The organism is Stenotrophomonas sp. YJH_SMC_105-26 (assembly GCF_059368915.1).
The window spans coordinates 204,503-230,103 of the sequence record NZ_JCAFSD010000003.1; the positions used below are offsets into that span (position 1 = coordinate 204,503).

Annotated in this window: 20 protein-coding genes; 3 read left to right on the top strand and 17 right to left on the bottom strand. The window is 66.4% G+C overall.

Annotated elements, in window-relative coordinates:
* Positions 1-396: 396 nt before the first annotated feature.
* The 13 genes from guaA to ndk all read right to left on the bottom strand — a co-directional run bounded on the left by guaA (position 397) and on the right by ndk (position 15,449).
* On the bottom strand, positions 397-1,962 hold the full coding sequence (guaA, locus tag AC5P7F_RS10765; RefSeq protein ID WP_164077649.1) for a glutamine-hydrolyzing GMP synthase: 1,566 nt from the start codon (positions 1,960-1,962) through the stop codon (positions 397-399).
* Positions 1,959-2,438 (bottom strand): hypothetical protein, encoded by a 480-nt coding sequence (locus AC5P7F_RS10770; RefSeq protein WP_164077652.1) that lies wholly within the window; start codon positions 2,436-2,438, stop codon positions 1,959-1,961. The genes guaA and AC5P7F_RS10770 overlap by 4 nt, the downstream gene beginning before the upstream one ends.
* Before the next feature lie 107 nt (positions 2,439-2,545).
* Positions 2,546-4,003 (bottom strand): IMP dehydrogenase, encoded by a 1,458-nt coding sequence (gene guaB, locus AC5P7F_RS10775; RefSeq protein ID WP_005409308.1) that lies wholly within the window; start codon positions 4,001-4,003, stop codon positions 2,546-2,548.
* Positions 4,004-4,294: 291 nt separating this feature from the next.
* Positions 4,295-5,173, bottom strand: a complete 879-nt coding sequence (folD, locus tag AC5P7F_RS10780) for a bifunctional methylenetetrahydrofolate dehydrogenase/methenyltetrahydrofolate cyclohydrolase FolD (RefSeq protein WP_005416247.1) — start codon at positions 5,171-5,173, stop codon at positions 4,295-4,297.
* 177 nt (positions 5,174-5,350) lie between these two features.
* On the bottom strand, positions 5,351-7,183 hold the full coding sequence (locus AC5P7F_RS10785) for a monovalent cation:proton antiporter-2 (CPA2) family protein (RefSeq protein ID WP_046430199.1): 1,833 nt from the start codon (positions 7,181-7,183) through the stop codon (positions 5,351-5,353).
* Positions 7,184-7,479: 296 nt separating this feature from the next.
* Positions 7,480-8,616: a molybdopterin-synthase adenylyltransferase MoeB gene (gene moeB / locus AC5P7F_RS10790; protein WP_164077740.1), complete on the bottom strand. Its 1,137-nt coding sequence runs from the start codon at positions 8,614-8,616 to the stop codon at positions 7,480-7,482.
* Between the two features lie 202 nt (positions 8,617-8,818).
* Positions 8,819-10,216 carry a ribosome biogenesis GTPase Der gene (der, locus tag AC5P7F_RS10795; protein ID WP_014646861.1) on the bottom strand — a complete coding sequence of 466 codons (1,398 nt, stop codon included), beginning with the start codon at positions 10,214-10,216 and terminating at the stop codon, positions 8,819-8,821.
* A 17-nt stretch (positions 10,217-10,233) separates the two neighbouring features.
* The gene (gene bamB / locus AC5P7F_RS10800) at positions 10,234-11,442 is read right to left on the bottom strand and encodes an outer membrane protein assembly factor BamB (RefSeq protein ID WP_014036904.1); all 1,209 of its coding nucleotides are present in this window, start codon (positions 11,440-11,442) and stop codon (positions 10,234-10,236) included.
* A complete protein-coding gene (locus AC5P7F_RS10805) occupies positions 11,442-12,080 on the bottom strand; it encodes a YfgM family protein (protein ID WP_014646859.1) in 639 nt (212 codons plus the stop codon). Before AC5P7F_RS10805 ends, bamB begins: the two co-directional genes overlap by 1 nt.
* Before the next feature lie 64 nt (positions 12,081-12,144).
* Positions 12,145-13,017 carry a RodZ domain-containing protein gene (locus AC5P7F_RS10810; protein WP_032960759.1) on the bottom strand — a complete coding sequence of 291 codons (873 nt, stop codon included), beginning with the start codon at positions 13,015-13,017 and terminating at the stop codon, positions 12,145-12,147.
* A gap of 18 nt (positions 13,018-13,035) precedes the next feature.
* Positions 13,036-13,821 carry a type IV pilus biogenesis/stability protein PilW gene (pilW, locus tag AC5P7F_RS10815; RefSeq protein WP_164077741.1) on the bottom strand — a complete coding sequence of 262 codons (786 nt, stop codon included), beginning with the start codon at positions 13,819-13,821 and terminating at the stop codon, positions 13,036-13,038.
* The gene (rlmN, locus tag AC5P7F_RS10820; protein ID WP_005409296.1) at positions 13,808-15,013 is read right to left on the bottom strand and encodes a dual-specificity RNA methyltransferase RlmN; all 1,206 of its coding nucleotides are present in this window, start codon (positions 15,011-15,013) and stop codon (positions 13,808-13,810) included. The genes pilW and rlmN overlap by 14 nt, the downstream gene beginning before the upstream one ends.
* 10 nt (positions 15,014-15,023) lie before the next feature.
* On the bottom strand, positions 15,024-15,449 hold the full coding sequence (ndk, locus tag AC5P7F_RS10825; protein WP_005409295.1) for a nucleoside-diphosphate kinase: 426 nt from the start codon (positions 15,447-15,449) through the stop codon (positions 15,024-15,026).
* 361 nt (positions 15,450-15,810) lie between these two features.
* On the opposite strand from ndk, the gene AC5P7F_RS10830 reads away from it, so the two are divergent.
* The 3 genes from AC5P7F_RS10830 to AC5P7F_RS10840 all read left to right on the top strand — a co-directional run bounded on the left by AC5P7F_RS10830 (position 15,811) and on the right by AC5P7F_RS10840 (position 20,159).
* Complete coding sequence (locus AC5P7F_RS10830) at positions 15,811-16,464, top strand: TetR/AcrR family transcriptional regulator (RefSeq protein ID WP_014646856.1); 654 nt, start codon at positions 15,811-15,813, stop codon at positions 16,462-16,464.
* A gap of 39 nt (positions 16,465-16,503) precedes the next feature.
* A complete protein-coding gene (locus AC5P7F_RS10835) occupies positions 16,504-18,876 on the top strand; it encodes a 3-hydroxyacyl-CoA dehydrogenase NAD-binding domain-containing protein (protein WP_164077742.1) in 2,373 nt (790 codons plus the stop codon).
* 74 nt (positions 18,877-18,950) lie between these two features.
* Complete coding sequence (locus AC5P7F_RS10840; protein ID WP_164077743.1) at positions 18,951-20,159, top strand: acetyl-CoA C-acyltransferase; 1,209 nt, start codon at positions 18,951-18,953, stop codon at positions 20,157-20,159.
* Between the two features lie 474 nt (positions 20,160-20,633).
* On the opposite strand, the gene galU is transcribed toward AC5P7F_RS10840, so the two are convergent.
* The 4 genes from galU to lapB are packed head-to-tail and all read right to left on the bottom strand — an operon-like array spanning position 20,634 to position 25,597.
* The gene (gene galU / locus AC5P7F_RS10845; RefSeq protein WP_032960751.1) at positions 20,634-21,512 is read right to left on the bottom strand and encodes a UTP--glucose-1-phosphate uridylyltransferase GalU; all 879 of its coding nucleotides are present in this window, start codon (positions 21,510-21,512) and stop codon (positions 20,634-20,636) included.
* Complete coding sequence (locus tag AC5P7F_RS10850) at positions 21,509-23,422, bottom strand: polysaccharide biosynthesis protein (protein ID WP_014646852.1); 1,914 nt, start codon at positions 23,420-23,422, stop codon at positions 21,509-21,511. The genes galU and AC5P7F_RS10850 overlap by 4 nt, the downstream gene beginning before the upstream one ends.
* A 3-nt stretch (positions 23,423-23,425) precedes the next feature.
* Positions 23,426-24,415 carry an MraY family glycosyltransferase gene (locus tag AC5P7F_RS10855; RefSeq protein ID WP_164077744.1) on the bottom strand — a complete coding sequence of 330 codons (990 nt, stop codon included), beginning with the start codon at positions 24,413-24,415 and terminating at the stop codon, positions 23,426-23,428.
* Positions 24,416-24,418: 3 nt separating this feature from the next.
* Entirely contained in the window at positions 24,419-25,597 is a 1,179-nt protein-coding gene (lapB, locus tag AC5P7F_RS10860; protein WP_014646850.1) for a lipopolysaccharide assembly protein LapB, read from the bottom strand.
* Positions 25,598-25,601 lie beyond the last annotated feature (4 nt).

A 25,601-nucleotide genomic window follows, 5' to 3' on the forward strand; every position in this document is an offset into this window, starting at 1 on the left:
CCTCACTGATCCATCTTGTGGCCAACCGCCAGAACCACTGCACTGACGGAAGTGCCTGCTGCGATGCGCTTCCTCTTCGTACGCCGCACCCCGTCCCTACCCTTCAGCCGGCCAGATGACTCTATGCATACCAATGCCGCGCTATGGCACGGACCTATAAGGGCTTCGGCTGACCGCGCAGTGTAAATGCGGTAATCATAGCCATTAAATGCGGCATTTCCCACGCAAATGCCCCATTAGCGGCGTCGTCTGCCCCCCCACTCTGAACCTTGGCCCGGTCGCAGGTGGCCAGCATGACTGACTGGGGATGATCGGCGGCAATCAGCTCAAGCGTGCGCCATGCAGGAGCACTTGACAAACAACAAGGGCGCCTCTCGGCGCCCTCGTTCTTTCAACTCATTCCCACTCAATAGTAGCCGGCGGCTTCCCCGAGATGTCATAGACCACCCGCGACACCCCCCGCAACTCATTGATGATCCGGTTGCTCACCGTCCCCAGGAACTCATACGGCAGATGCGCCCAGTGCGCCGTCATGAAGTCAATCGTCTCCACGGCCCGCAGCGCAATCACCCACTCATAAGCCCGCGCGTCACCCACCACGCCCACCGACTTCACCGGCAGAAACACGGCAAACGCCTGGCTGGTCTTGTCGTACAGGTCGGCCTTGCGCAGCTCGTCGATGAAGATGGCATCGGCCTTGGCAAGCAGCTCGGCGTATTCGCGCTTCACTTCGCCCAGGATACGCACGCCCAGGCCCGGGCCCGGGAACGGATGGCGGTAGACCATGGTGCGCGGCAGGCCCAGCTCGACGCCCAGGCGGCGTACTTCGTCCTTGAACAGCTCGCGCAGCGGCTCCACCAGGCCCAGCTTCATGTGCTCCGGCAGGCCGCCCACGTTGTGGTGGCTCTTGATCACATGCGCCTTGCCGGTCTTGCTGCCGGCCGACTCGATCACGTCCGGGTAGATGGTGCCCTGCGCCAGCCACTTGGCGTTCTTCAGCTTGTTCGATTCTTCGTCGAAGATCTCAACGAACAGGTTGCCGATGATCTTGCGCTTGGCTTCCGGGTCGCTCACGCCTTCCAGCGCGCTGAAGTAACGGTGGGCGGCATTCACGCGCACAACCTTCACGCCCATGTGCTCGGCGAACATCGCCATCACCTGGTCGCCTTCCTGCCAGCGCAGCAGGCCGGTATCCACGAACACGCAGGTCAGCTTGTCGCCGATGGCCTTGTGCAGCAGCGCCGCCACGACGGACGAATCGACGCCGCCGGACAGGCCCAGGATCACTTCGTCATCGCCCACCTGTTCGCGCACGCGGGCGATCTGGTCGTCGATGATGTTGGCGGCGGTCCACAGGGTCTGGCAGCCGCACACATCCACCACGAAGCGGCGCAGCAGCGCCTGGCCCTGCAGGGTGTGGGTCACTTCCGGGTGGAACTGCACGCCGTACCAGCGCTTTTCCTCGTTGGCCATGGCGGCCACCGGAATGCGGTCGGTGGTGGCGGTGATGGTGAAGCCCGGCGGCGCAACGGAGACGTGGTCGCCGTGGCTCATCCAGACATTCAGCTTCGGCTCGCCGCCGTGGTCGCTCAGGCCCTTGAACAGTGCATCGGGGTTGATCACGTTCACTTCGGCGTGGCCGAACTCGCGCTGGTCTGCGGCTTCGGTGGCACCGCCCAGCTGCGCGGCCAGGGTCTGCATGCCGTAGCAGATGCCGAAGATCGGCAGGCCGCTGTCGAACACTTCCTGCGGCGCGGCCGGGGCGCCCGGCAGCGTGGTCGATTCCGGGCCACCGGACAGGATGATGCCCTTGGCGCCGAACGCAGCGATCTCGGCCGGATTGTGGTCCCACGCCCAGATTTCGCAGTAGACGCCCAGCTCGCGGATGCGGCGGGCGATCAGCTGCGTGTACTGCGCGCCGAAATCGAGGATGAGGATCTTGTCGTTATGGATATTGGTCATGGTGCCGTTCCAGTGGTGTTTTTCGCAGCGCCTGGCGCTTCAAGGCTCTGCGTCAGCGTGGCGATGAACGCCTCGCGTTGTTGAATATGTGAGGGGTCTTCCTCGTCCCAGCGCAGCATCAGCAGGCCGTGCGGTGCGTTAGGGTTGGCGCGGTCGGCGCGCGGCAGTTCGGCGATTTCCTGCACTTCGGTGCCGGGCACGATGCGCCGTTGAAAGGCGTGCATCGGGTAGCCGGAATCCACGGCGTTGCCCCAGAACGCGGACTGTACGCTCATCCGTTTCGGCTCCAGCGGCCCCAGCTCGGCGGTGACCACAGGATCTTCAAGCCTGTCACCCAGATCGGTAACGCACCGCAGGATGACCTGCAGCGGGCGCTCGCCAGTGCCTTTCAGCAGCCAGCGCTGCTCGCCAGCGGCCTGCACCTGCCAGCCCTTCGGCAGCGAGAACGCGTTCTGGCACGCCTGTACGTCCTGCAATTGCGAAACCGCCGCGCCCGGAGACCCGGAGCGCGGCGGCGGTTCGGACAACGAACAGCCTGCCATCAGCAGGCTACCCGTAATCGCAAGAGCAGTTCGCAAGCGCATCAGGCGCGGTAGTTCGGCGGCTCTTTGGTGATGGTCACGTCGTGGACGTGGCTCTCACGCTGGCCGGCGCCGCTGATCTTCACGAACTTGGGCTTGCTGCGCATGTCTTCGATGGTGGCGCAGCCCACGTAGCCCATGGTGGCGCGCAGGCCGCCCATCAGCTGGTGGATGATGCCGCCCACCGGGCCGCGGTACGGCACGCGGCCTTCGATGCCTTCCGGCACCAGCTTGTCGGCGGTGGCGGCGTCCTGGAAGTAGCGGTCCTTCGACCCCTTCTCCATGGCAGCCAGCGAACCCATGCCGCGGTAGCTCTTGTACGAACGGCCCTGGTACAGCTCGGTCTCGCCCGGCGATTCCTCGGTACCGGCCAGCAGGCCGCCGACCATGATGGTCGAGGCACCGGCGGCCAGCGCCTTGCCGATGTCGCCGGAGTAGCGGATGCCACCGTCGGCGATCAGCGGGATGCGGTCCTGCAGCGCTTCGGCCACCAAATCAATGGCGGTGACCTGCGGCACGCCGACGCCGGCGACGACGCGGGTGGTGCAGATCGAGCCCGGGCCGATGCCGACCTTGACCGCGTCTGCGCCGCTGTCCAGCAGCGCCAGTGCGGCTTCGCCGGTGCAGATGTTGCCACCGATGACCTGCACGTTCGGGAAGTTCTTCTTGACCCAGCTGACGCGGTCCAGCACGCCCTGCGAGTGGCCGTGCGCGGTATCGACCACGATCACGTCCACGCCGGCGGCGACCAACGCTTCCACGCGGCGATCGGTATCGCCACCCACGCCGACGGCCGCGCCGACCAGCAGGCGGGTCGACAGATCCTTGGCAGCGTTCGGGAAGTCGGTGTTCTTCTGGATGTCCTTGACGGTGATCAGGCCACGCAGTTCGAACGAATCGTTGACCACCAGCACCTTCTCGATGCGGTTGCGGTGCAGCAGCTGCAGCACTTCGTCGCTGGCGGCGCCTTCCTTGACCGTGATCAGGCGATCCTTCTTGGTCATGATGTGGCGGACCGGATCGTCCAGCTCGGTCTCGAAGCGCATGTCGCGGTGGGTCACGATGCCGGCCAGCAGGCCGTCGCTGCCCACCACCGGCACGCCGGAGATGTTGTGCGCCTGGGTCAGGGCCAGCACGTCGCGGATGGTGGTTTCCGGGCCGACGGTGATCGGGTCGCGGATGACACCGGCCTCGAACTTCTTGACCTTGGCCACTTCCGCGGCCTGCTGTTCCAGGCTGAGATTCTTGTGGATGATGCCCATGCCGCCGAGCTGGGCCATGGCGATGGCCAGGCGGGCTTCGGTGACGGTGTCCATCGCGGCGGACAGGATCGGAAGCTTCAGCTTCAGGTCTCGGGTCAACCGCGTTTCGAGGTTGACGTCCTTGGGCAGGATGGTCGAGTGGGCGGGGACGAGCGAGACGTCGTCGTAAGTGAGTGCTTCAGCCTGGATGCGCAGCATCGGCATACCCGAGATGTGGGGAAGCGCGACATTTTACCCCTTTTTCGCGCCGCGTGGCAGGGGGTAGATGCGACGCAGTGTCGCGCCGGCGGCGATTGGTTCAGGGCGACGGACCGGGGCCACGCGCCGCCTGGGAACCCCCACGGAACCGCCTTTGGTAGGTGCCAACCTTGGTTGGCACGATCCGTCCGGCACCGGCACCCCAGATGGGCCGATGGCCCCGATGGATGTGTGCCAACCAAGGTTGGCACCTACCAGGAGCAGGCCAACGGTTGCCCCCACCCCAAAAGGTCAGCTCAGCGCTTCCGCCGCTTCCAGGGTGTTCTGCATCAACGTGGCCACGGTCATCGGGCCCACGCCACCCGGCACCGGGGTGATCCAGCTGGCCCGCTGGGCGGCCGCCTCAAACCCGACGTCGCCCACCAGGCGGCCGTCGTCCAACCGGTTGATGCCGACGTCGATCACCACCGCGCCCGGCTTCACCCACTCGCCCGGCACGATGCCCGGGCGGCCCACCGCCACCACCAGGATGTCGGCGTTGCGTACGGCCTGTTCCAGCACGTCCTTGGGGGTGAACTTGTGGCAGCTGGTCACGGTGCAGCCGGCAATCAGCAGCTCCAGGCCCATCGGACGGCCGACATGGTTGCTCACGCCCACGATGGTGGCGTTGCGGCCGCGTACCGGCTGGTCGGTGTGGCCCAGCAGCGTGGTGATGCCGCGCGGGGTGCACGGGCGCAGGCCGAACTCGCGCAGGGCCAGGTGGCCGACGTTTTCCGGGTGGAAGCCGTCCACGTCCTTGCGCGGGTCGATGCGCTGGATCAGCCGGCGCGCATCGGGGATGCCCGGCAGCGGCAGCTGGATCAGGATGCCGTTGATCTTCGGATCGGCGTTGAGCTGGTCGATCAGGTCGAGCAGCTCGGCTTCGGTGGTACCGGCCGGCAGGTCGTAGTCATGTGCTTCGATGCCGACCTTCTCGGCGGCACGGCGCTTGTTGCGCACGTACACGGTCGAGGCCGGGTCGCCACCGACCAGCACCACGGCCAGACCCGGGCGGCTGCCACCGGCGGCCACGCGGGCGTCGACGCGCACCTTCAGGCTGTCGAGCAGGTCCTCGGCGATGCGGCGGCCATCAAGGATGCGGGCAGGATGCGGGGCGGCGGAATCAGTCATCGGGGGCAGGCGTGGGGCGGCGGGGACGCTATTGTCCCTGATTCAGGCCCCCTCGCCCACCGCAGGATGGGGTCCTGACGGGGTCGGATCCCTTTGCCACAGGCAAAGGGCTCTGACCCCAGCACGACGTAGCGGGTCAGAGCCCTTTCCGCTGGAAAGGGATCCGACCCGCAAACGTTATTCTTCCTCTTCCGGCACGTCCTGCGGGTTCAACGTCTTGCTTGCCCGCTTCGGCGCGGTGAACGGCGTCGGCGTCGGCACGCCCTGGCCGGAGTTGCCGAACACCATCTTGGCGCCGGCATTCAAGCCACCACCGGCAATCTCCAGCTCGAAACGCTCGGCATCGCGGCGCCGGATCTGCTCGGCAATCTCCACCGCGTCGTCTTCATCCGCACCCAGTTCCACCAGCGCGGCCTGGCCGAACAACACCGCCGATTCAAACGTCTCGCGGATCTGGAAATCGACACCGGCATGGATCAGCCGCAGCGAATGCTCGCGGTCGAACGAGCGCACCATCAGCTTGGCCTGCGGGAACTCGTGCGACACCAGTTCGACGATGCGGTCGGCGGCCTCGGCCTTGTCCACGCACACCGCAATCGCACGCGCGGTGGCCGCGCCCGAGGCATGAAGCACGTCCAGTCGCGTGCCGTCGCCGTAGTAGATCTTGAAACCGAAACGCGCGGCGCTCTGGATCATCTCCACATCGTTGTCGATGATGGTCACGTCCACGTCGCGCGCCAGCAGCGACTGGCTGGCGACCTGGCCGAAGCGGCCGAAGCCGATCAGCAGCACACTGCCGGACAGGCCCTCGGCCTCGTCCACGCCGTCCATGTTCACCGTCGGCTTCGGCGCGATGCGCTTGTAGACCAGCACCACCAGCGGGGTCAGCGCCATCGACAACACCACCACGGCGGTGAAGTTGGCATTGATCTCCAGGTTGATCACACCGGCTGAGGCGGCAGCGGAGAACAGCACGAAGGCGAACTCGCCACCCTGCGCCATCAGCACGCCGCGATCCAGCGCCTGCGCGTGGTCACTGCCCATGATGCGCGCGACCACGTAGATGCACAGCGCCTTGGCCACCATCAGCGCCAGCACCAGGCCGAGGATCAGCTGCCAGTTGCCAGCCACCACGCCCAGGTCCAGCGCCATGCCCACGCTGAGGAAGAACAGGCCCAGCAGGATGCCGCGGAACGGTTCGATGTCCGCCTCGATCTGGTGGCGGAAGGTCGACTCGCTCAGAAGCACGCCCGCGAGGAACGCGCCCATCGCCATCGACAGGCCGGACAGCTGCATCAGCAGCGCCGCGCCCAGCACCACCAGCAGCGCGGCAGCGGTCATCACCTCGCGCGCCTTCGATTCGGCCAGCACGCGGAACAGCGGATTGAGCAGGAAGCGGCCGACCAGCACCAGGCCGACGATGGCGCCGACGCCGATCGCTACCGACAGCCAGCGCGAACCCTCGCCATCGGCACTGCCGGCGCTCGGGCCCATCCACGCCACCAGCGCCAGCAGCGGCACGATCAGCAGATCTTCGAACAGCAGGATGGAGACGATCTTCTGCCCCGACGGCAGCGCGATGTCACCGCGCTCGGCCAGCAGCTGCATCACCACTGCGGTGGATGTGAGCACAAAGCCGGTGGCACCGATGAAGGCCACCTGCCACGGCAACCCGAACAGCTTGGCGATGCTGGTCAGCACCAGCGCACAGGTGACGATCTGCAGCGTGCCCAGCCCGAAGATTTCCTTGCGCAGGCTCCACAGGTGCGAGGGCCGCATCTCCAGGCCGATCACGAACAGGAACATCACCACGCCGAGCTCGGCGGTATGCAGGATCGCCTGCGGGTCGGAGAACCAGCCCAGCCCGAACGGTCCGATCGCCAGGCCAGCGGCGAAGTAGCCCAGTACCGAGCCCAGGCCGGCCCGACGGAACAAAGGCACCATCACCACCGCCGCGCCCAACAGGGCGACGACCTTGACCAGCTCGCTGGTCGCTGCTTCTACCGCCATGCGGTGTGTTCCCCAAGATCCAGAATCGCGTTCAACAATAGAGCAATGCCGATGACGGCAATAGCACGCATGTTGCGCCGGATTGTCTTGGAGATGGAACGATACCGGGAGTGACCCCCAGCATCATCCCGAAACCATGCATCCGCGTCGGTGGGTGCCAACCTTGGTTGGCACAACCACAACCTGTAGAGCCGAGCCCACGCTCGGCTGCTCTTCGTGCCGAGGCCAGAAGCAGCCGAGCATGGGCTCGGCTCTATAGTAGATCCACGCCATGCGTGGATGACGCCCGGCCGGGTTCACCCACCCCGGCAGAACGCGGCGTAATCGATATATCCCGGGAACGGCACGCCCGGCGCGCACACCGGGCACTGCGGGTCCGGCCGGATGCCGGTCTCACGGAAGCGCATGCCCAGCGCGTCGAAGCGCAGCAGGCGGCCAACCAGCGGCTCACCGATGCCCAGCAGCAGCTTCAGCACCTCGGTCGCCTGCAGCACGCCCGCCAGGCCGGGCAGCACGCCCAGCACACCGGCCTCGGAACAGTTCGGCGCGAACTCCGGCGGCGGCGGCTCGGGGAACAGGCAGCGGTAGCACGGCGCCACGCCGCGCTGGCGGCCAGCGTCAAACACGCTTACCTGGCCGTCAAAGCGCTCGATGGCGGCATACACCAGCGGCGTGGCGTGCTTGATGCAGGCGTCGTTGAGCAGGTAGCGCAGCGGGAAGTTGTCCGAGCCATCCAGCACCACATCCACCCCGGCCAGCAGCGCATCCACGTTCTCGGACGTGACCCGCTCAGGCACCGCCTCGACGTCGATCGACGGGTTCAACGCCAGCAGCCGCTCGCGCGCCGAATCGACCTTGAACTGGCCGACGCTGGCTTCGGTATGCACGATCTGGCGGTGCAGGTTGCTGCGCTCCACGCGGTCGTGGTCGGCGAAGCGCAGGTGCCCTACCCCGGCGGCGGCCAGGTAGAACCCAGCCGGTGCGCCCAGCCCACCCGCGCCCAGCACCAGCACGCGCGACTGCTGCAGCCGGCGCTGGCCGGCCTCGCCCACCTGCGGCAGCAGCAGGTGGCGCGAATAGCGATCAAAGAAGTCACGGTCGGCAGCACTGGCCAGCGGCTGCACCAGCGGCAGCGACTGCTCGCGCCAGGCCACGGTGCCGCCCGTCACGGAAGCCACGTGGGTGTAGCCGGCCTCCAGCAGGAACTGCGCGGCATCGGCCGAGCGCTTGCCACTCTGGCAGATCAGCAGGATTTCCTGGTCGTGCCGCGGCAGATGCGCGGCCGGGTCGGCCTGCAGCTCGCCCTTGGCCACGCCGCGCGCGCCCTCGGCCATGCCGCCGGCCCGTTCGTGCGCCTCGCGCACATCGATCAGCACCGCGCCATGGGCCAGGCGCTCGCGTGCCTGCGCGGGGGAAAGCTCTTGGATGCTCATGGCGGCATTATCGCGCACGTGGCGGCAGGCCGCGTTGACCAGCATCTGTAGAGCCGAGCCTATGCTCGGCTCTACGGGTCCACCGCAGGCCTGCGGTAGCGCCCGCCCTGCACCCGGGGTCAGATCCCTTTTCCGGAGGAAATGGGATCTGACCCCATTCTCCGCAACGAAAAAGGCGGCCCTGCGGCCGCCTTCTCGTGAATCACTTGCCCTTGACGTGCTTCATCAAGCGCCGCTTGGCCTTGACCTGCCGCTCGGTGAGGACGTTCTTCTTGCCCTCGTACGGGTTGGTACCCTCGCGGAAGATGAAGCTCACCGGCGTGCCTATCAGCTTGAAGCGCTTGCGGAAGAAGTTCTCCAGGTAGCGCTTGTACGACTCCTGCAGCTCCTTCAGGCGGGTGCCGTGCACGATGAAGGTCGGCGGGTTGGAACCGGCCGGGTGCACGTAGCGCAGCTTGGAGACGTGGCCGCGGATGGTCGGCGGCGGGTTGGTCTCGTAGGCCACTTCCAGCGCCTTGTTCACTTCGCTGGTGGTGAAGGTCTTGTTCGCCGATTCGTGCGCGCGGTGCACCGCGCGGAACAGCTCACGCAGGCCCGAACCATGCTTGGCCGAGATGCGCACCGACTCGGCCCACGGCACGAAGCCCAGCTTCAGCGACAGCATGGTTTCGGCCTGCTCACGCTGGTACTCGGTCAGGCCATCCCACTTGTTGATGGCGATCACCAGTGCGCGGCCGGCGTCGAGCACGGCACCGAGCACGGTGGCGTCCTGGTCGGTCACGCCTTCGGTGGCGTCGAGCATCAGCACGGCCACCTGGCACTGCTCGATCGACTGCATGGTCTTGACCACCGAGAACTTCTCGACGACCTCGTCCACGCGCGACCGACGGCGCAGGCCGGCGGTATCGATCAGGCGGTACTCGCGGCCATCACGCTCCAGGTCCACCGCGATCGAGTCGCGGGTGGTGCCCGGCACGTCGGAGGCGATCATGCGCTCCTCGCCGAGGATGCGGTTGACCAGGGTCGACTTGCCCACGTTCGGGCGGCCGACGAAGGCGATGCGGATGCGGTTCGGATCGTTGTCCAGCTCTTCGCCGCTGCCTTCTTCCGGCAGGCGCTGGATCACTTCGTCCAGCAGGTCGTCCAGGCCCTGGCGATGCGCGGCCGACACGGTCAGCATCTCGCCGAAGCCGTAACGGGCGAACTCCGAACGCACGGTGTCCTCGTCGGTGCCGTCGATCTTGTTGATCAGCAGCAGCGTCGGGCGCGACAGCTTGCGCAGCCAGGCCAGGATCTCGTCGTCCATCGCCGAGGTACCCTCACGGGCGTCGACCACGAACAGGATCAGGTCGGCTTCCGCCGCAGCGGCGCGGGCCTGGCGGGTGGTAGCCCCTGCCAGACCCTCTTCCTCTTCCGCGATACCGCCGGTGTCGACGACGAGGAAATGATTGTCCTCGTCCAGCCGGCAGACACCGTAGTTGCGGTCGCGGGTGACGCCGGGCTGGTCATGGACCAGCGCGTCACGGGTGCGGGTAAGCGCATTGAAAATAGTCGACTTGCCGACATTCGGCCGTCCAACCAGGGCGACCAAAGGCAGCATCGCGATTACTCCAATTTTTAATTTGCCAACCGGAAGGCGGTCAGCTTGCCATCAACGTTCTGCACCAGCAGCACCCCGTCTGCGACGACCGGCTGGGCCAGCAGGGCGTCGCCGCCACTTTTTGCCCGTGCCGCCATCGCACCATCGGACGCCTGCAACCAGTGCACGTATCCCTTGTAGTCGCCGACCACCACGTAGTCGCCGTGCAGCGCCGGGCCGGTCAGCGAACGACGGGCCAGCGCGGTCTGCGACCACATGGCCGCTCCGCTGGCCTTGTCCAGGCCGAACACGCCGCCCTTGTTGTCGGTGACGAACACATTGCCCGACGACACCGCCACGCCACCGGCACCGCCATGGTCGCGCGCCCACAGCGGGCGACCGGTCGGGCCTTCGATGGCCATGGTCTGGTTCTTGAAGCTGCTCACGTAGAGGGTGTTGCCCTCCAGCACCGGAGCGCCGTCGACGTCGGCCATGCGCTCCAGCTCGGTGCGGCCTTCGCCGTTGCCGAGGTTCTGTTCCCACAGCGTGCGGCCATCCTGCTGGGCCAGGGCCGCAACCGCGCCCTCGTCCTTGCCGATGAACAGCACGCCCGGGCCGGTCACCACCGGCGCGTTGCCACGCACGGTCAGCGCCGGCAGCTCGCTCGGGTTGAACCACTTCTGGGTGCCGTTGCCGGCATCGAAGCCGGTAACGCGGCCGTCGTTGCTGCGCACGTAGACCATGCCCTGGGCAACGGCCGGCGCGGCGATGACTTCACCCGGAACACGGGCGCGCCACTTCTCGCTGCCATCGTTGATGTCCAGCGCGATGACCTGGCCATCCAGCGTGCCGATCACGACCAGGTTCTCACCGACACCCGGGCCGCCGGACAGGCGCAGCTTGGCCTTCTTCTTTTCCTTCTTCGGCTCCCAGGTCCAGACCTTCTTGCCGGTCTGCAGGTCGATGGCGTGCACGCCACCGGTGATCGCCGCAGCGAACACGTGGCCGTTGGCCACTGCCGGGCCCTGGCGCACGCCGATGCGGCGCTCGCCCTTGCCGAGGTTGACCGACCAGGCCTTGCTGACCTTCAGGGTCGGCTCGAACTTGACCAGCTCAGCCGGTTCCTGTGCCTTCTTCGCGGCCGCGTCCTTGCCGGCGAACCAGCCCTTCATGGTGCTGCAGCCGGTCAGGGCCATGCCCATCAGGAGCACGGTGGCGACGCGGGTGATCATGACCTTCTGACTCATCAAACCGACTCCGCAGGGGCGGCGACGGTGCCGCCGGCGTCCATAACCTTGGTTTCCAGCAGGCGCCGCTGCGGCGCTGCCACGTCCAGCGTCTTCAGCGCCTTCTCGTACTGTGCACGGGCCTCATCACGCTTGCCCTGCGCCATCAGCGCATCGCCATGGATTTCCAGGCTGCTGCTGTCGGTCGCGCTGCCCAGCAGCTTGATGGCCTCGTCGCTCTTGCCGGTGGCCACCAGCAGGCGGGCCACACGCTGGTCGACCACGCGCTGCAGGTCACCTTCGACCTTCACATTGCGCAGGGTCGCCAGTGCCTCTTCATTCTTGCCGGCGTCGACCTGGGCCTTGGCCAGCTGCAGCGCCGCGAGGTCGCCGTAGATGCTGGACGGGCCGGCTTCGAGCGCCTTGACCGCCTTGGCGGCGTCGTCAAGCTTGTTCTGCTGCAGGCCCTGCAGGGCCTTCTGGTACTCGACATTGGCCGAGGCCAGCTTGCCGCCCTGATCCTTCTGGTACCACTGCCAGCCAGCAATGGCACCGATGGCGATGACTACGCCACCGAGGATGCTGGCGCCATTCTTCCGCAGCCAGCTGCGGACGCGTTCACTTTGTTCGTGCTCGTCGAGCAGATCGTCGATCGCCATGCGTACTCTCGCCCCGCCCGTCGGGAGGGACCATTGGGATTATCGAAGGTGGTGAAACCGCGCCTCAGTGCGAAACCGGGACCACGGAGCCTTCAGAGGATACCTGAAAGCGTGCCACGTTGGCTCGCTGGTAGGGGGTCAGATCGACGATAGCGCCGTTCTGCTGAACCTGGACCGCCGAGGCGTTGCCCAGGGTCACCCGGGTCACCTGGCCCGGCGTGAAGCTGCGGGTCTCGCCGGACCTGATCAGCGCCTTCTCGACGGTGCTGCCGTCCGGGCCGCCGATGTCGACCCAGCTGTCGCCGCTGAACTGCATTTCCAGCGCGTTGCCGGCAGCCGCCGGAGCCGGCGCCGGGCGCGGCACCGGGGCCAGCGAGGCCACGTACGGGGTGGCCGCCGGCTTGCTGGCCGGGGCGGTGGCCGCTTCGGCCGGCGCGACAGCCTCGGCACCGGCCGTGGACGGGGTAACCGGCACGGCGGCCGGGATCACATCCAGCGAGGCGGTGCTCGGCGACGGGGTCGCGCTGCCGTCGAAGTGGCCACGGGTGGCGAACCACACCGGCACCGCCAGCACGGCGGTGATGCCGACATACAGCACGCGCCGGCCGAGGTTCTCGGCGATGCGGCGCGCACGCGGGGTATGGGTATGGCTGACCAGGGTGGGCGGAACCACCGGGCCGACCTGGGCCTGTTCCAGCAGCTGGCCGACATCCACGTCGAGCAGGCGCGCATAGCTGCGCAGCTGGCCACGCACGAACACCGGCGCCCCCAGCTTCTGCCATTGTTCCTCTTCCAGCGACTTGACCACCTGGACCGGCATGCGCAGGCGCGAGCCGACATCTTCGAGGGTCAGTCCGGCCGCTTCGCGGGCCTGGCGCAGGCGGGTGCCGCAGCCGGCCGCAGTCTCGAGAGCGCTCACAGTCTGGTCATCAATCACAATGCATCAACCCTGGAGTTAGGAGCCCGCGTCCTGCGGAAATTCCTGTCGAATCCGCTGCAGATAACGATCAGATGCCGCCCGATCGCCCAGCTTCACTTCGATTTGAGACGCAAGTTGTAACACGGAACGCGTTGCGGGTGCAGCCGCAATCCTACGTTCGGCGAAGGCCCGGGCCTCCATGTAGCGGCCCTGGCGGTAGCTCAGCTGGGCCATCGACTCCAGCGCGACCGGGTTGGCCGGGGCCGCCACGAGCGCCGCACGCAGGTCGCGTTCGGCACGTTCAAGCTGGCCCGCATCCAGTGCGCAGCTGCCGGCATTGGCCTGGGCTTCGCCCGGGGTGGCATAAGCCGGCGCCTGCAACGCGCGGTCGAACCAGACCAGCGATTCGGCCGGCTGGCCCTGCTGGCAGAGCCACGCACCGTAGTTGTTGAGCACGTCGCCGCGCTGCGGCGCCAGTTCGGCGGCCTTGTGGAAGTTCTCGCCGGCCTGGCGGGTGCGGCCACGACGGTCATCGATGCCGGCCTGCAGCACCAGCGCATCGGGCGCCTCGGGCGCCAGCTTCAGTGCTTCGCGCACCTTGCGCTCGGCGGCATCGAGATTGCCGACCTGCATGTCGCGGGTCGCCAGCGTCAACAGGTCGCGCCAGCGCACTTCGCGCCGCACGCTTTCCGGGTCACCCACCGAATAGACCGGCGCCTGGCTCGGACCGAGCTTGGCCTTGGGATGGGATTTGCAGCCGCCGACCGCAACGGCCAGCACGCCTGCGAGAAGCGCCAGCCAGAGGCGGTCAGGCCGCGGCATCGCTCCCCTTCCCCGCCTGCAGCGTCTTGTTGAACTCCGCCTGGCGGCGGGTGCGGTCCATCACCTGGCCCTTGAGCTGGCCACAGGCGGCGTCGATGTCGTCGCCACGGGTGCGGCGGACCATGGTCAGCACGTTGCTGTCGAGCAGGATCTTCTGGAAGGCGCGGATGTGCGCTTCTTCCGAACGCTCGTAGCGGGTGCCCGGGAACGGATTGAAGGGAATCAGGTTGACCTTGCCCGAATCCTTGGCCTGCACCGCGTTGTCGAACTGGCGCATCAGGCGGGCCAATTCGCGGGCATGCTCGGGCTTGTCGTTGATGCCCTTCATCAGGGTGTATTCGAAGGTGACCGATTCGCGGCGCTTGTTGGCGCGCAGGTAGCGTGCGCACGAGGCCATCAGCTCGGCGATCGGGTACTTCTTGTTGAGCGGCACCAGGGTTTCGCGCAGCGCATCGTTCGGCGCATGCAGCGACACCGCCAGCGACACGTCGCTCTCGGCGGACAAGCGGTCGATCTGCGGCACCAGGCCGGAGGTCGACAGGGTCACGCGCTTGTTGGCCAGGCCGTAGCCCAGGTCGTCGCGCATCACGCTCATGGCGCGCACGACGTTGTCGAAATTCATCAGCGGCTCGCCCATGCCCATCATCACCACATTGGTGAGGCGGCGCATCTGGTGCGGCACGTTACCCAGGTGGCGCGCGGCAACCCATACCTGGCCGATGATCTCGGCGGTGGTCAGGTTGCGGTTGAAGCCCTGGGTGGCGGTGGAGCAGAACGTGCAGTTCAGGCCGCAACCGACCTGCGAGGACACGCACAGCGTGCCGCGGGTCTTGTCCGGGATGTACACGGTCTCGATGGCGTTCTTGCCATCCACGCCCATCGCCAGCAGCCACTTGTGGGTGCCGTCGGCGGAGGGCTTGTCGAACACGATGTTCGGAACCAGCACCTCGGCATGGGCCTGCAGCTTGGCGCGCAGGACCTTGCCGAGGTCGGTCATTTCATCGAAATCGGTGACGTAGCGATGGTGGATCCACTTCATCACCTGGTGGGCACGGAACTTCTTTTCGCCGAGAACCTCGACGAAAAACTTCTCCAGGCCCGCGCGATCGAGGTCGAGCAGGTTCTGCTTGCCAGCCGTGGGTGCCGACTTCGGCAGCGGCTGGATGGCGGGGGACTGTACGACCTCGTTCACGGCATTACTCTCAGCGCGAAACGACTTCGGTGGCGGCGAAGAAGTAGGCGATTTCAATCGCGGCATTCTCGACCGAGTCCGAGCCGTGGGCGGCGTTGGCATCGATGGATTCGGCGAAGTCGGCGCGGATGGTGCCCGGCGCGGCTTCCTTCGGGTTGGTGGCGCCCAGCAGGTCGCGGTGGGCCAGGACGGCGTTCTCGCCTTCCAGGGCCTGGATCATCACCGGGCCGGAGATCATGAATTCGACCAGCGCGTTGAAGAACGGACGCTCGCGGTGCACAGCGTAGAAGCCTTCGGCTTCACGGCGCGACAGCTGCTTGTACTTGGCGGCCACGACCTTCAGGCCGGCCTTCTCGAAGCGGGCGTAGATTTCGCCGATGACGTTCTTGGCAACGGCGTCCGGCTTGATGATCGAAAGGGTGCGCTCCAGCGCCATGGGATGTCTCCAATGGAATCGGGCCGCTGATGGCCCGAAGGGTAACATGAAAAAAACCCGCGTCGGGACGCGGGCTTAGCCTGATAAACGTAGGCGAATTGTAAAAGATAAAGCGGCGGCATGGTAGTGCCGGTCGCCGGCCGGCAAACCCTCATGGCAGGGGTCAGATCCCCACAGGGGCTCTGACCCCATTCCGGGCCCAGTGTCGGGGTCGGAGCCCCTTCGGGGATCCGACCCCTACCCCATTCACCCACCTGAGTGAAATCTGACCGGACCGGCCGGTTTTGCTGCACTGCAAAATGCCATACGCTACCGTCTGGTCCTAGTATCAAACAATCGTTTGATTAAGGTCCGCCCGCCGATGGCCAAACCCGCCCACTTCTCGACCAAGGACCGCATTCTCGGCGCGGCCGAGGAGCTGTTCGCACAGCACGGCTTCGCCGGCACTTCGCTGCGCCAGGTGACCAGCCAGGCCGACGTCAACATCGCAGCGGTCAACTACCACTTCGGCTCCAAGGAGAACCTGGTCAACGAGGTGTTCCGCCGCCGCATGGACGAGATGACCGGCGCCCGCCTGTCGCAGCTCGAACGCGCCCGCAGCGAACATCCCGGGCAGCTGCGCCCGGTGCTGGCCGCGTTCGTCGAGCCGGCATTGGCGCTGGCCCAGGACCGCCAGAACGGCGGTGCCTTCGTGCGCGTGATCGCCCGCGCCTACGCCGAGAAGAACGACAACCTGCGCAAGTTCCTGTCCGACCACTACGGCCACGTGCTGCGTGCGTTCGGCAAGGCCATCGGCGAGTGCGTACCCGACCTGAGCAAGGAAGAGCTGTACTGGCGCCTGGATTTCCTGGCCGGCTCGCTCACCTATGCCATGGCCGACTTCGGGCTGATCAAGCGTCCCGCCGGTGTCACTGAAGCGGCGCATCGTGCCCATGCCGCCCACGAACTGATCCATTTCGCCGAAGCCGGGTTCCGCGCCGCCGCTCGCGCCAGCGCCCTGCCCGCTTCCCTTTGATTCCACCCAGTAACTGCTGACCAACAAAGGCCCTACACCATGTCCAATTCCCTGCTAGTCCGCCGCGCCGCCGTGCTGGGTGCCGGCGTCATGGGTGCCCAGATCGCTGCCCACCTCACCAACGCTGGCGTCGACACCGTGCTGTTCGACCTGCCCGCCAAGGAGGGTCCGGCCGACGGCATCGTGCTGAAGGCGATCGCCAACCTGGGCAAGCTGAGCCCGGCACCGCTGGCCAGCAAGTCGCTGGCCGAAGCCATCACTCCGGCCAACTACGAGTCCGGCCTGGAGCAGCTGAAGGACTGCGACCTGATCATCGAGGCCATCGCCGAGCGCATGGACTGGAAGCAGGACCTGTACAAGAAGATCGCGCCGTTCGTGGCCGACCACGCGGTGCTGGCCTCCAACACCTCGGGCCTGGGCATCAACAAGCTGGCCGACGTGCTGCCCGAGCAGCTGCGCCACCGCTTCTGCGGCGTGCACTTCTTCAACCCGCCGCGCTACATGCACCTGGCCGAGCTGATCCCGGCCACCACCACCGACGCCGCCGTGCTGGAAGGCCTGGAAGAGTTCCTGGTCACCACCCTGGGCAAGGGCGTGGTGTACGCCAAGGACACCCCGAACTTCATCGGCAACCGCATCGGCGTGTTCTCGATCCTGTCCACCATCCACCACACCCAGCAGTTCGGCCTGGGCTTCGATGAAGTGGACGGCCTGACCGGTCCGCTGGTCGGCCGCCCGAAGTCGGCCACCTACCGCACCTCCGACGTGGTCGGCCTGGACACCATGGCCCACGTCATCAAGACCATGGGCGATACCCTGCCGAACGACCCGTGGCATGAATTCTTCAAGTCGCCGAAGTGGCTGGACGCGCTGATCGCCAAGGGCGCACTGGGCCAGAAGACCGGTGCCGGCATCTTCCGCAAGGTCGGCAAGGACATCGTGGTGCTGGACCTGGAGAAGCAGGACTACCGTCCGGCCGATCGCGCTGCCGCGCCGGAAGTGGTCGAGATCCTGAAGTTCAGGAACCCGGCCGAGAAGTTCGCCAAGCTGCGCGAGAGCCAGCACCCGCAGGCGCAGTTCCTGTGGGCGACCTTCCGCGACCTGTTCCACTACAGCGCCTACCACCTGGCCGACATCGCCGAGACCGCGCGCGACGTCGACCTGGCCATCCGCTGGGGCTACGGCTGGTCGCTGGGCCCGTTCGAGACCTGGCAGGCTGCCGGCTGGAAGCAGGTCGCACAGTGGATCGCCGATGACATCGTGGCCGGCAAGAGCATGAGCAGCGCGCCGCTGCCGGACTGGGTGTTCGATGGCCGCGATGGCGTGCACGCCGCCGAGGGCAGCTACAGCCCGTCGCGCAACGCCAAGCTGCCGCGCTCGTCGCTGCCGGTGTACCAGCGCCAGCGTTTCCCGGATCCGCTGCTGGGCGAAACGTTCGCGCCGGGCGAGACCGTGTTCGAGAACGACGGCCTGCGCATGTGGCACGACGGCGATGGCATCGCCGTGGTCAGCTTCAAGACCAAGATGAACACCGTGTCCGACCAGGTGCTGGACGGCCTGCAGGAATGCGTGAGCCGCGCCGAGAAGGACTTCCAGGGCCTGGTGATCTGGCAGCAGAAGGAACCCTTCTCCGCCGGTGCCGACCTGGCCGGCGCGCTGGGCCTGCTGCAGGCCGGCAAGGTCGACCAGTTCGAAGAAATGGTTGCCAACTTCCAGCGCACCAGCCAGCGCATCAAGTACTCGCTGGTGCCAGTGGTGGCTGCCGTGCGCGGTCTGGCCCTGGGTGGCGGCTGCGAGTTCCAGATGCACAGCGCCAAGACCGTGGCCTTCCTGGAAAGCTACATCGGCCTGGTCGAGGCCGGCGTCGGCCTGCTGCCGGCCGGTGGTGGCCTGAAGGAACTGGCCGTGCGCGCCTCGCAGGCCGCGGGCCCGGGCGGCGACGTGTTCGCCGAACTGAAGAAGACCTTCGAGACCGTGGCGATGGCCAAGGTGTCCAACTCGGCGGTCAACGCCAAGGAACTGGGCCTGCTGCGCAGCACCGACAAGGTGGTGTTCAACAGCTACGAGGCCCTGCACATCGCCAAGGCCGAAGCACGCGCCCTGGCCGAAGCGGGTTACCGCCCGCCGCTGCCGGCACGCCGCATCCAGGTGGCCGGTGACGTGGGTATCGCCACCTTCAAGATGATGCTGGTCAACATGCTGGAAGGCCGCTTCATCAGCCCGTACGACTACGAGATCGCCGAGCGCATCGCTACCGTGCTGTGCGGTGGCAAGGTCGACCGCGGCACCCTGGTCGACGAAGAGTGGCTGCTGACCCTGGAGCGCAAGCACTTCGTCGAACTGGCCCAGCAGGAAAAGACCCAGGCCCGCATCGCGCACATGCTGAAGACCGGCAAGCCGCTGCGTAACTGATCGCCCATCCCTGCTTCCGGTGGGTGCCGACCGTTGGTCGGCACTCCGGCTAAAAAATTCAAGAGATCACTGCAATGACCAAGCAAATCCAGGACGCCTACATCGTCGCCGCCACCCGTACCCCGGTTGGCAAGGCGCCCAAGGGCATGTTCCGCAACACCCGCCCCGACGACATGCTTGCGCACGTGCTGCGCAGCGTCGTCGCCCAGGCCCCGGGCGTGGACGTCAACCGCATCGATGACGCCATCATCGGTTGCGCCATGCCGGAAGCCGAGCAGGGCATGAACGTGGCCCGCATCGGCGTGCTGCTGGCCGGCCTGCCGAACACCATCGCCGCACAGACCGTGAACCGCTTCTGCTCCTCCGGCCTGCAGGCCGTGGCGCAGGCCGCCGACGCGATCCGCCTGGGCAACGCCGACCTGATGCTGGCCGGCGGCACCGAGTCGATGTCGATGGTGCCGATGATGGGCAACAAGATCGCCATGGCGCCGAGCGTGTTCGACAACGACCACGTTGCCATCGCCTACGGCATGGGCATCACCGCCGAGAAGGTCGCCGAAGAGTGGAAGGTCTCGCGCGAAGACCAGGATGCCTTTGCCCTGGCCTCGCACCAGAAGGCCATGGCCGCGATCCAGAACGGCGAGTTCAAGGACGAGATCAGCGCGTACGAGATCGTCTCGCACCTGCCGGACCTGGCCGACGGCCAGCGCATCATCACCCGCAACAAGATCGCCGACACCGACGAAGGCCCCCGCCCGGATTCCTCGGCCGAAGGCCTGGCCAAGCTGCGCCCGGTGTTCCGCAACGGCCAGTTCGGCGGCACCGTCACCGCCGGCAACTCGTCGCAGATGAGCGACGGCGCCGGCGCCGTGCTGCTGGCCTCGGAGCAGGCGATCAAGGATTACGGCCTGACCCCGCTGGCCCGTTTCGTCAGCTTCTCGGTGGCCGGCGTGCGCCCGGAAGTGATGGGCATCGGCCCGATCGCCGCGATCCCGAAGGCACTGAAGCAGGCCGGCCTGACCCAGGACCAGCTGGACTGGATCGAGCTCAACGAAGCCTTCGCCGCGCAGTCGCTGGCGGTGATCCGTGACTGCGGCCTGGACCCGGCCAAGGTCAACCCGCTGGGCGGCGCGATTGCCCTGGGCCACCCGCTGGGTGCGACCGGCGCGATCCGTACCGCAACCCTGCTGCATGGCTTGCGTCGTCGCCAGCAGAAGTACGGCATGGTGACGATGTGCATCGGCACCGGCATGGGTGCGGCGGGTATTTTCGAGGCGCTGTAAGGTTCAAGGCGTTGCCTCGTTGGGCTTCATGGCGTGGGTCGGGTTGGCAGGGCTGCCCGGGACACGCCGTGAACCCTTCCATGGGGCTCGATGGCGCCATCCATGGCGCCAACGGTCCCGGGCAGCCCTGCCAACCCGGCCCTTCCAGCCTCCCCGCGGCGGAGGGATGAGCAAAGGCAGGGTCAAAGGCTGGGGTCAGATCCCTTTGCTGCGCAAAGGGATCTGACCCCAATCCACGAAAAAAGGCAGCCAGTGGCTGCCTTTTTGCTTTTGCTTCTGCCTTTGATTCCGCCCTTCCCGTCCGCGCCACACGGAAACTGTCGAGAGGGGGCGGATGGCCCTCTCCAAAACCGTTGGCGCCATGGATGGCGCCATCGAGCACCATGGAAGGGCTTTGGCGTGTTTTGGAGAGGGCCATCCGCCCTCTCCCCCACGTATCAATCAAGGCGCCGCACGGAGCGCTTGATAAAACCCTTACTCCGCCAGCATCGCCGCCAGCTTCTCCCGCGCCGGGCCAGCCAGCTTCGGGTTGTCCAGCGCGAAGCGGATCGTCGCCTCCACCAGACCCAGGTGCGTGCCGCAGTCGAAGCGGGTGCCCTCGAAACGATAGGCATCGACTTCTTCGGTCTTCAGCAGCTCGGCAATCGCATCGGTCAGCTGGATCTCGCCGCCGGCACCGGTCTGGGTCTGTTCCAGCAGCTCGAAGATCTTCGGGCTGAGCACGTAACGGCCCACCACCGCCAGGTCGCTCGGCGCGTCCTCCGGCTTCGGCTTCTCGACGATCTGCGAAATACGGCCCTTGCGGCCATCGAACGCGTCGGTGGCGACGATGCCGTAACTGGCGGTCTTATCGTGCGGCACGTCTTCGACCGCGATCACGCTGGCGCCACTGGCTTCGTTGAGGTCGGCCATCTGCTTCAGCGCGCCCGCACCGCGGTTCCAGATCAGGTCGTCGGGCAGCAGTACGGCAAACGGCTCGTCACCGATCACCGACCTGGCACACAGCACCGCGTGCCCGAGGCCCAGCGCCTCGGCCTGGGTCACGAAGATCGCGCGCACACCATTGGGGAGCACGTGCCGGATCAGTTCCAGCTGCTCCTGCTTGCCAGCGCGCTCAAGCTTCTGCTCCAGCTCGTACGCCTTGTCGAAATAGTCGGCAACGGCGTGCTTGTAGCGGTTGGTGATGAACACCAGCGTGTCACAGCCGGCTTCGATCGCCTCATCCACCGCGTACTGGATCAGCGGCCGATCAATGATCGGCAGCATCTCCTTCGGCACAGTCTTGGTTGCTGGCAAAAAACGCGTCCCCAATCCTGCCACCGGGAAAACTGCTTTGCGAATTCGCTTGCTCATTGGTGCCTGTTGGCCTCACGTGCCGGAAAAGGCACGACTTTAGCGGATGAAATGTAAGCATCCTGTTCGATTGGCGAGAATTCCGGCATCGTCGCAAACAGGATTTCCTGGATGCGGGCGGTGTCGTAGCTGGCAATCGCCTCGCGCAGGCGCGGAACGTTGCCCAGCACCAGGTCGCGCGAGAACGTACGCACGCCGGCTTCAAGAATCTTCGGGTGCGCGGTGGAGCGGTAATCTTCGTCCGAATAGAACAGCGTCTCGTGCAGCTTCTCGCCCGGACGCAGGCCGGTATAGATGATCTGGATGTCCTTGTACGGCTGCTTGCCGGTCAGGCGGATCATCTGTTCGGCCAGCACGCGGATCGGCACCGGCTCGCCCATGTCGAGGGTATAGATCGCACCATGCGACGCCGATGCGGCCGCCTGCAGGATCAGCTGGCAGGCCTCGGGAATGGTCATGAAGTAGCGGCTGACTTCCGGGTCGGTGACCGTGACCGGGCCACCGCGCAGGATCTGCTCGCGGAACAGCGGCACCACGCTGCCGGCCGATGCCAGCACGTTGCCGAAGCGCACCGTGACAAAACGGGTATGCGTGGACTTCTGGTCCAGGCTCTGGCAGATCATCTCGGCGTAGCGCTTGCTCGCGCCCAGCGCATTGACCGGGTCGACCGCCTTGTCGGTGGAGATGAACACGAAATGCTCCACGCGGGCTTCCAGGCAGGCGCGCGCGACGTTCTCGGTCGCTAGGATGTTGTTGCGCACTGCTTCACGCAGCTGGCGTTCCAGCACCGGTACATGCTTGTAGGCGGCCGCATGGAAAGCGGTATCGACGGGGTGCAGCGACAGCGCGTGGCGGATCACCGCTGGGTCACCGCAGTCGCCCAGCACCGCCTCGATCTCGACATCGGGGAAGCTGCGACGCAGCTCGCCCTCGATGGTCAGCAGCAGCAGCTCGCTGATCTCCAGCAGGATGATGCGACCGGCACCATGCCGCGCGCACTGGCGGCACAGCTCCGAGCCGATCGAACCACCGGCGCCGGTAACCATCACGGTGCGCCCACCCAACCAGCCGCGGATCAGGTTCCAGTCCGGCATGATCGGCTTGCGCCCCAGCAGGTCCTCGATCGCCACTTCCTTCAGCTGGCCCGGCAGCGACTGGCCCTGCAGGATGTCACTGAGCTTGGGCACGGTACGGAACGGCACGCCGGTGCTTTCGCAGATCGCGACGACGCGCTGCATGCCTGCGGCGTCCAGCGACGGCATGGCAATGACCAGCAGCTTGGCAGCGGTCTCGCGGACCACCGTCGGCGCGTCATCCAGCGTGCCCAGGATCGGCAGGCCCTGCAGCTTGGCGCCACGCAGGTGCGGTGCATCGTCGAGCAGGCCGACCGGCTCGAAGTTGCCGGAGCGGCGCAGGTCGCGCACCAGGGTCTCGGCCGCCTGGCCGGCGCCGAGGATCAGCACGCGGCGGGCGCTGGAATCGGACTGCAGTGCCTGGTAGTCCTTCCAGGCGCGGTACAGCAGGCGCGGCGCGCCGAGCAGTGCCGACAGCGCGAACGGGTAGATCACCAGCACCGACATGGGTACGCCGTCGAAGCGCTTCCACATCAGCACCAGGATGATGGCCACCATGCCGATGAAGCTGGCCTTGAAGATGTTCAGCAGGTCGCTGACGCTGGCAAACCGCCACAGGCCGCGGTACAGGCCCACGCGCCAGAACACCAGGCCCTGCAGCAGCAGGACCAGGGTGGTATCGACGTTCCACAGGGGCAGCGCCGGGGCGTTGGGCAGGATCGAGTAACGCCCTGCATGGAGCAGCTGCCAGCATGCCCAGACCATGAAGAGGTCGTGGCAGACGATGGCCGAACGCGGCATCAGGCCGAGGATTCTGTCCCGCCAGGGTGAAGCCATAATTCAGGTAATTCCTTGTCGGTGGCGCATTCCATTGCGCAGGAGGAGCCAGAGGACGCTCAGCGCGATGAACCACGCGATCGCCACGACAGCCTCCCACCTCGGCTGCAAATTGGAGCAGACATTGAACACTGTAATACTGAACAGACCCAAAGCAAAGTACATCCCTGTCACCTGCGGGTGACTGGCTCCTGCCTGCACCGCGCGCTGGTAGACATGCTGGGTATGGGGTTCCATCCAGCGTTGTCCGGAAATGATGCGCGCCAGCAGTGTGAAGCCCGCGTCCACGAGGAACGGCGAAACCGGTACCAGCAGCAGGATCCAGTTGATATCGGTACGCACGCTGGCGATCGCCAGCACCACTGCGACCGCATACCCCAGCGCGCCGCTTCCAACATCGCCCATGAAGATCCGGGCGCGAGGGAAGTTGAACGGCAGGAATCCAAGGCAGGCCAGGCCCAGCGCCACGGCGGCCAGTGAATAGGGCCACGGCAGTACCGGCGCCAGCCCCAGCATCGCCACAACGGCCTGGCTGGCGGCGATGCCATTGATGCCGTCCATGAAGTTCCAGATGTTGATCAGCGACGCGGTGAACAGCAGCACCAGCACCGCCAACAGCCAGCTGCCACCATTCACCTTGACCAGGCCGGCCAACAGCGCTGCGGCGATGAAATGCACCAGCAGGCGACGCATCGCCGGCAGGGGCTTGTGGTCGTCCCACCAGCCGATACCGGCCACCAGCACCAGCCCAAGGCTGGCCACCAGCACCGTCGGCGTACTTTCGGGCCAGGCCCAGATGACCACGCCGGCGGTCACCAGCAGGCTGATGACGATGGCGATGCCGCCACCGCGCGGGGTGGCAACGCTATGGCTGCGACGCTCGCCCGGCTGGTCCATCAACTGCTGGCGCAGTGCATAGCCCCGCGCAGCCCAGGTCAGCAACGCACTGAGCAGGGCGAGCCCCAGCAGCGCGCCCATCACAAGCCAGGGCATGGATCAGAGCACCGCGTAGTTCAGCAGCGGCTTGACCGTCCCCCACTCCTTGCAGCTCGGGCACTGCCAGTGGTGGGTACGCGCACCGAAGCCGCAGCGCGTGCAGCGATAGGCCGGGTTGCGCACCAGCAGCTGGTCGGTGATGTGCTTGAGGTCATGCAGGGTGGCGGTGGAATCGGCTCCCTCGGCGAGGGTCAGATCGATCAGCGCGGATTCGCCACGTACCGACGGGCGATCCTTGAGCTGGCGACCGAGGTAGGCACGGGCCGGCGCCACACCTTCCTGCTCTTCCATCAACCGGGTCAGCGCCAATACCGGGGCGATGCCGCGGTAGTGCTCGGTCATCTCCGACAGGAACGCGCGTGCACCTGCCAGATCGCCGACCCTGCGATAGTTCTGCATCAGTGCCGGCAGCAGTTCCGGCAGGTATTCGGGGTCGTTGCGCGCGGCGCGCTCGAAGGCGCGCACGGCGGCCTCTGGATTGCCCGCGTCGGTTTCCAGCCGGCCCTCGATGATGCCGGCGCGCACCGACATCGCGTCGGCCTGGTAGGCGCGGGCGATCGCTGCCCTCGCCTCTTCCAGCTTGCCGGCGCCACGGAAACGTTCGGCCAGTTCGCATTCGAACTGTCCGATCAGCTTGCCCATCGGCTCGCCGGTGACGTCCTCGAAACGGGTCGCGTTGTCGATCGCCTTTTCCCAGTCGCGCTCGGCCTGGTAGATGCCGATCAGATGCTTGAGCGCCTGCGGTGCGCGCTGATCCAGCTGCGCCAGCTCGGTGAACACGGTCTCGGCACGGTCCAGCAGGCCGGACTTCATGTAATCCTCGCCCAGCGCCAGCAGGGCCTGCACGCGCTGTGCATCACTGAGGTCGTGGCGGTTGACCAGGCCCTGGTGCAGGCGGATGGCGCGGTCGACTTCGCCGCGGCGGCGGAACAGGTGGCCCAGCGCGACCTGGGTCTCGAAGGTTTCCTTGTCCAGCTCGGCGATGTGCAGGAACAGCTCGATGGCCTTGTCCGGCTGCTCGTTGAGCAGGTAGTTCAGGCCACGGAAATAGGTGCTCGACAGGCGGCTGACCTGGCTGTCACCGTGGCGTTGACCACCGCGCCGCCCGATCACCCACCCAGCCAGGGCGGCCAGCGGAACGAACAGGAAGAACCAGAACCACTCGGTGACGAAATCCATCTTC

Coding starts and splice junctions, on each gene's coding strand:
- guaA (WP_164077649.1), bottom strand. CDS start 1,962: ATGACCAATATCCATAACGACAAGATCCTCATCCTCGATTTCGGCGCG.
- guaB (WP_005409308.1), bottom strand. CDS start 4,003: ATGCTGCGCATCCAGGCTGAAGCACTCACTTACGACGACGTCTCGCTC.
- folD (WP_005416247.1), bottom strand. CDS start 5,173: ATGACTGATTCCGCCGCCCCGCATCCTGCCCGCATCCTTGATGGCCGC.
- AC5P7F_RS10785 (WP_046430199.1), bottom strand. CDS start 7,183: ATGGCGGTAGAAGCAGCGACCAGCGAGCTGGTCAAGGTCGTCGCCCTG.
- moeB (WP_164077740.1), bottom strand. CDS start 8,616: ATGAGCATCCAAGAGCTTTCCCCCGCGCAGGCACGCGAGCGCCTGGCC.
- der (WP_014646861.1), bottom strand. CDS start 10,216: ATGCTGCCTTTGGTCGCCCTGGTTGGACGGCCGAATGTCGGCAAGTCG.
- bamB (WP_014036904.1), bottom strand. CDS start 11,442: ATGAGTCAGAAGGTCATGATCACCCGCGTCGCCACCGTGCTCCTGATG.
- AC5P7F_RS10805 (WP_014646859.1), bottom strand. CDS start 12,080: ATGGCGATCGACGATCTGCTCGACGAGCACGAACAAAGTGAACGCGTC.
- pilW (WP_164077741.1), bottom strand. CDS start 13,821: ATGCCGCGGCCTGACCGCCTCTGGCTGGCGCTTCTCGCAGGCGTGCTG.
- ndk (WP_005409295.1), bottom strand. CDS start 15,449: ATGGCGCTGGAGCGCACCCTTTCGATCATCAAGCCGGACGCCGTTGCC.
- AC5P7F_RS10830 (WP_014646856.1), top strand. CDS start 15,811: ATGGCCAAACCCGCCCACTTCTCGACCAAGGACCGCATTCTCGGCGCG.
- AC5P7F_RS10835 (WP_164077742.1), top strand. CDS start 16,504: ATGTCCAATTCCCTGCTAGTCCGCCGCGCCGCCGTGCTGGGTGCCGGC.
- AC5P7F_RS10840 (WP_164077743.1), top strand. CDS start 18,951: ATGACCAAGCAAATCCAGGACGCCTACATCGTCGCCGCCACCCGTACC.
- galU (WP_032960751.1), bottom strand. CDS start 21,512: ATGAGCAAGCGAATTCGCAAAGCAGTTTTCCCGGTGGCAGGATTGGGG.
- AC5P7F_RS10850 (WP_014646852.1), bottom strand. CDS start 23,422: ATGGCTTCACCCTGGCGGGACAGAATCCTCGGCCTGATGCCGCGTTCG.
- AC5P7F_RS10855 (WP_164077744.1), bottom strand. CDS start 24,415: ATGCCCTGGCTTGTGATGGGCGCGCTGCTGGGGCTCGCCCTGCTCAGT.
- lapB (WP_014646850.1), bottom strand. CDS start 25,597: ATGGATTTCGTCACCGAGTGGTTCTGGTTCTTCCTGTTCGTTCCGCTG.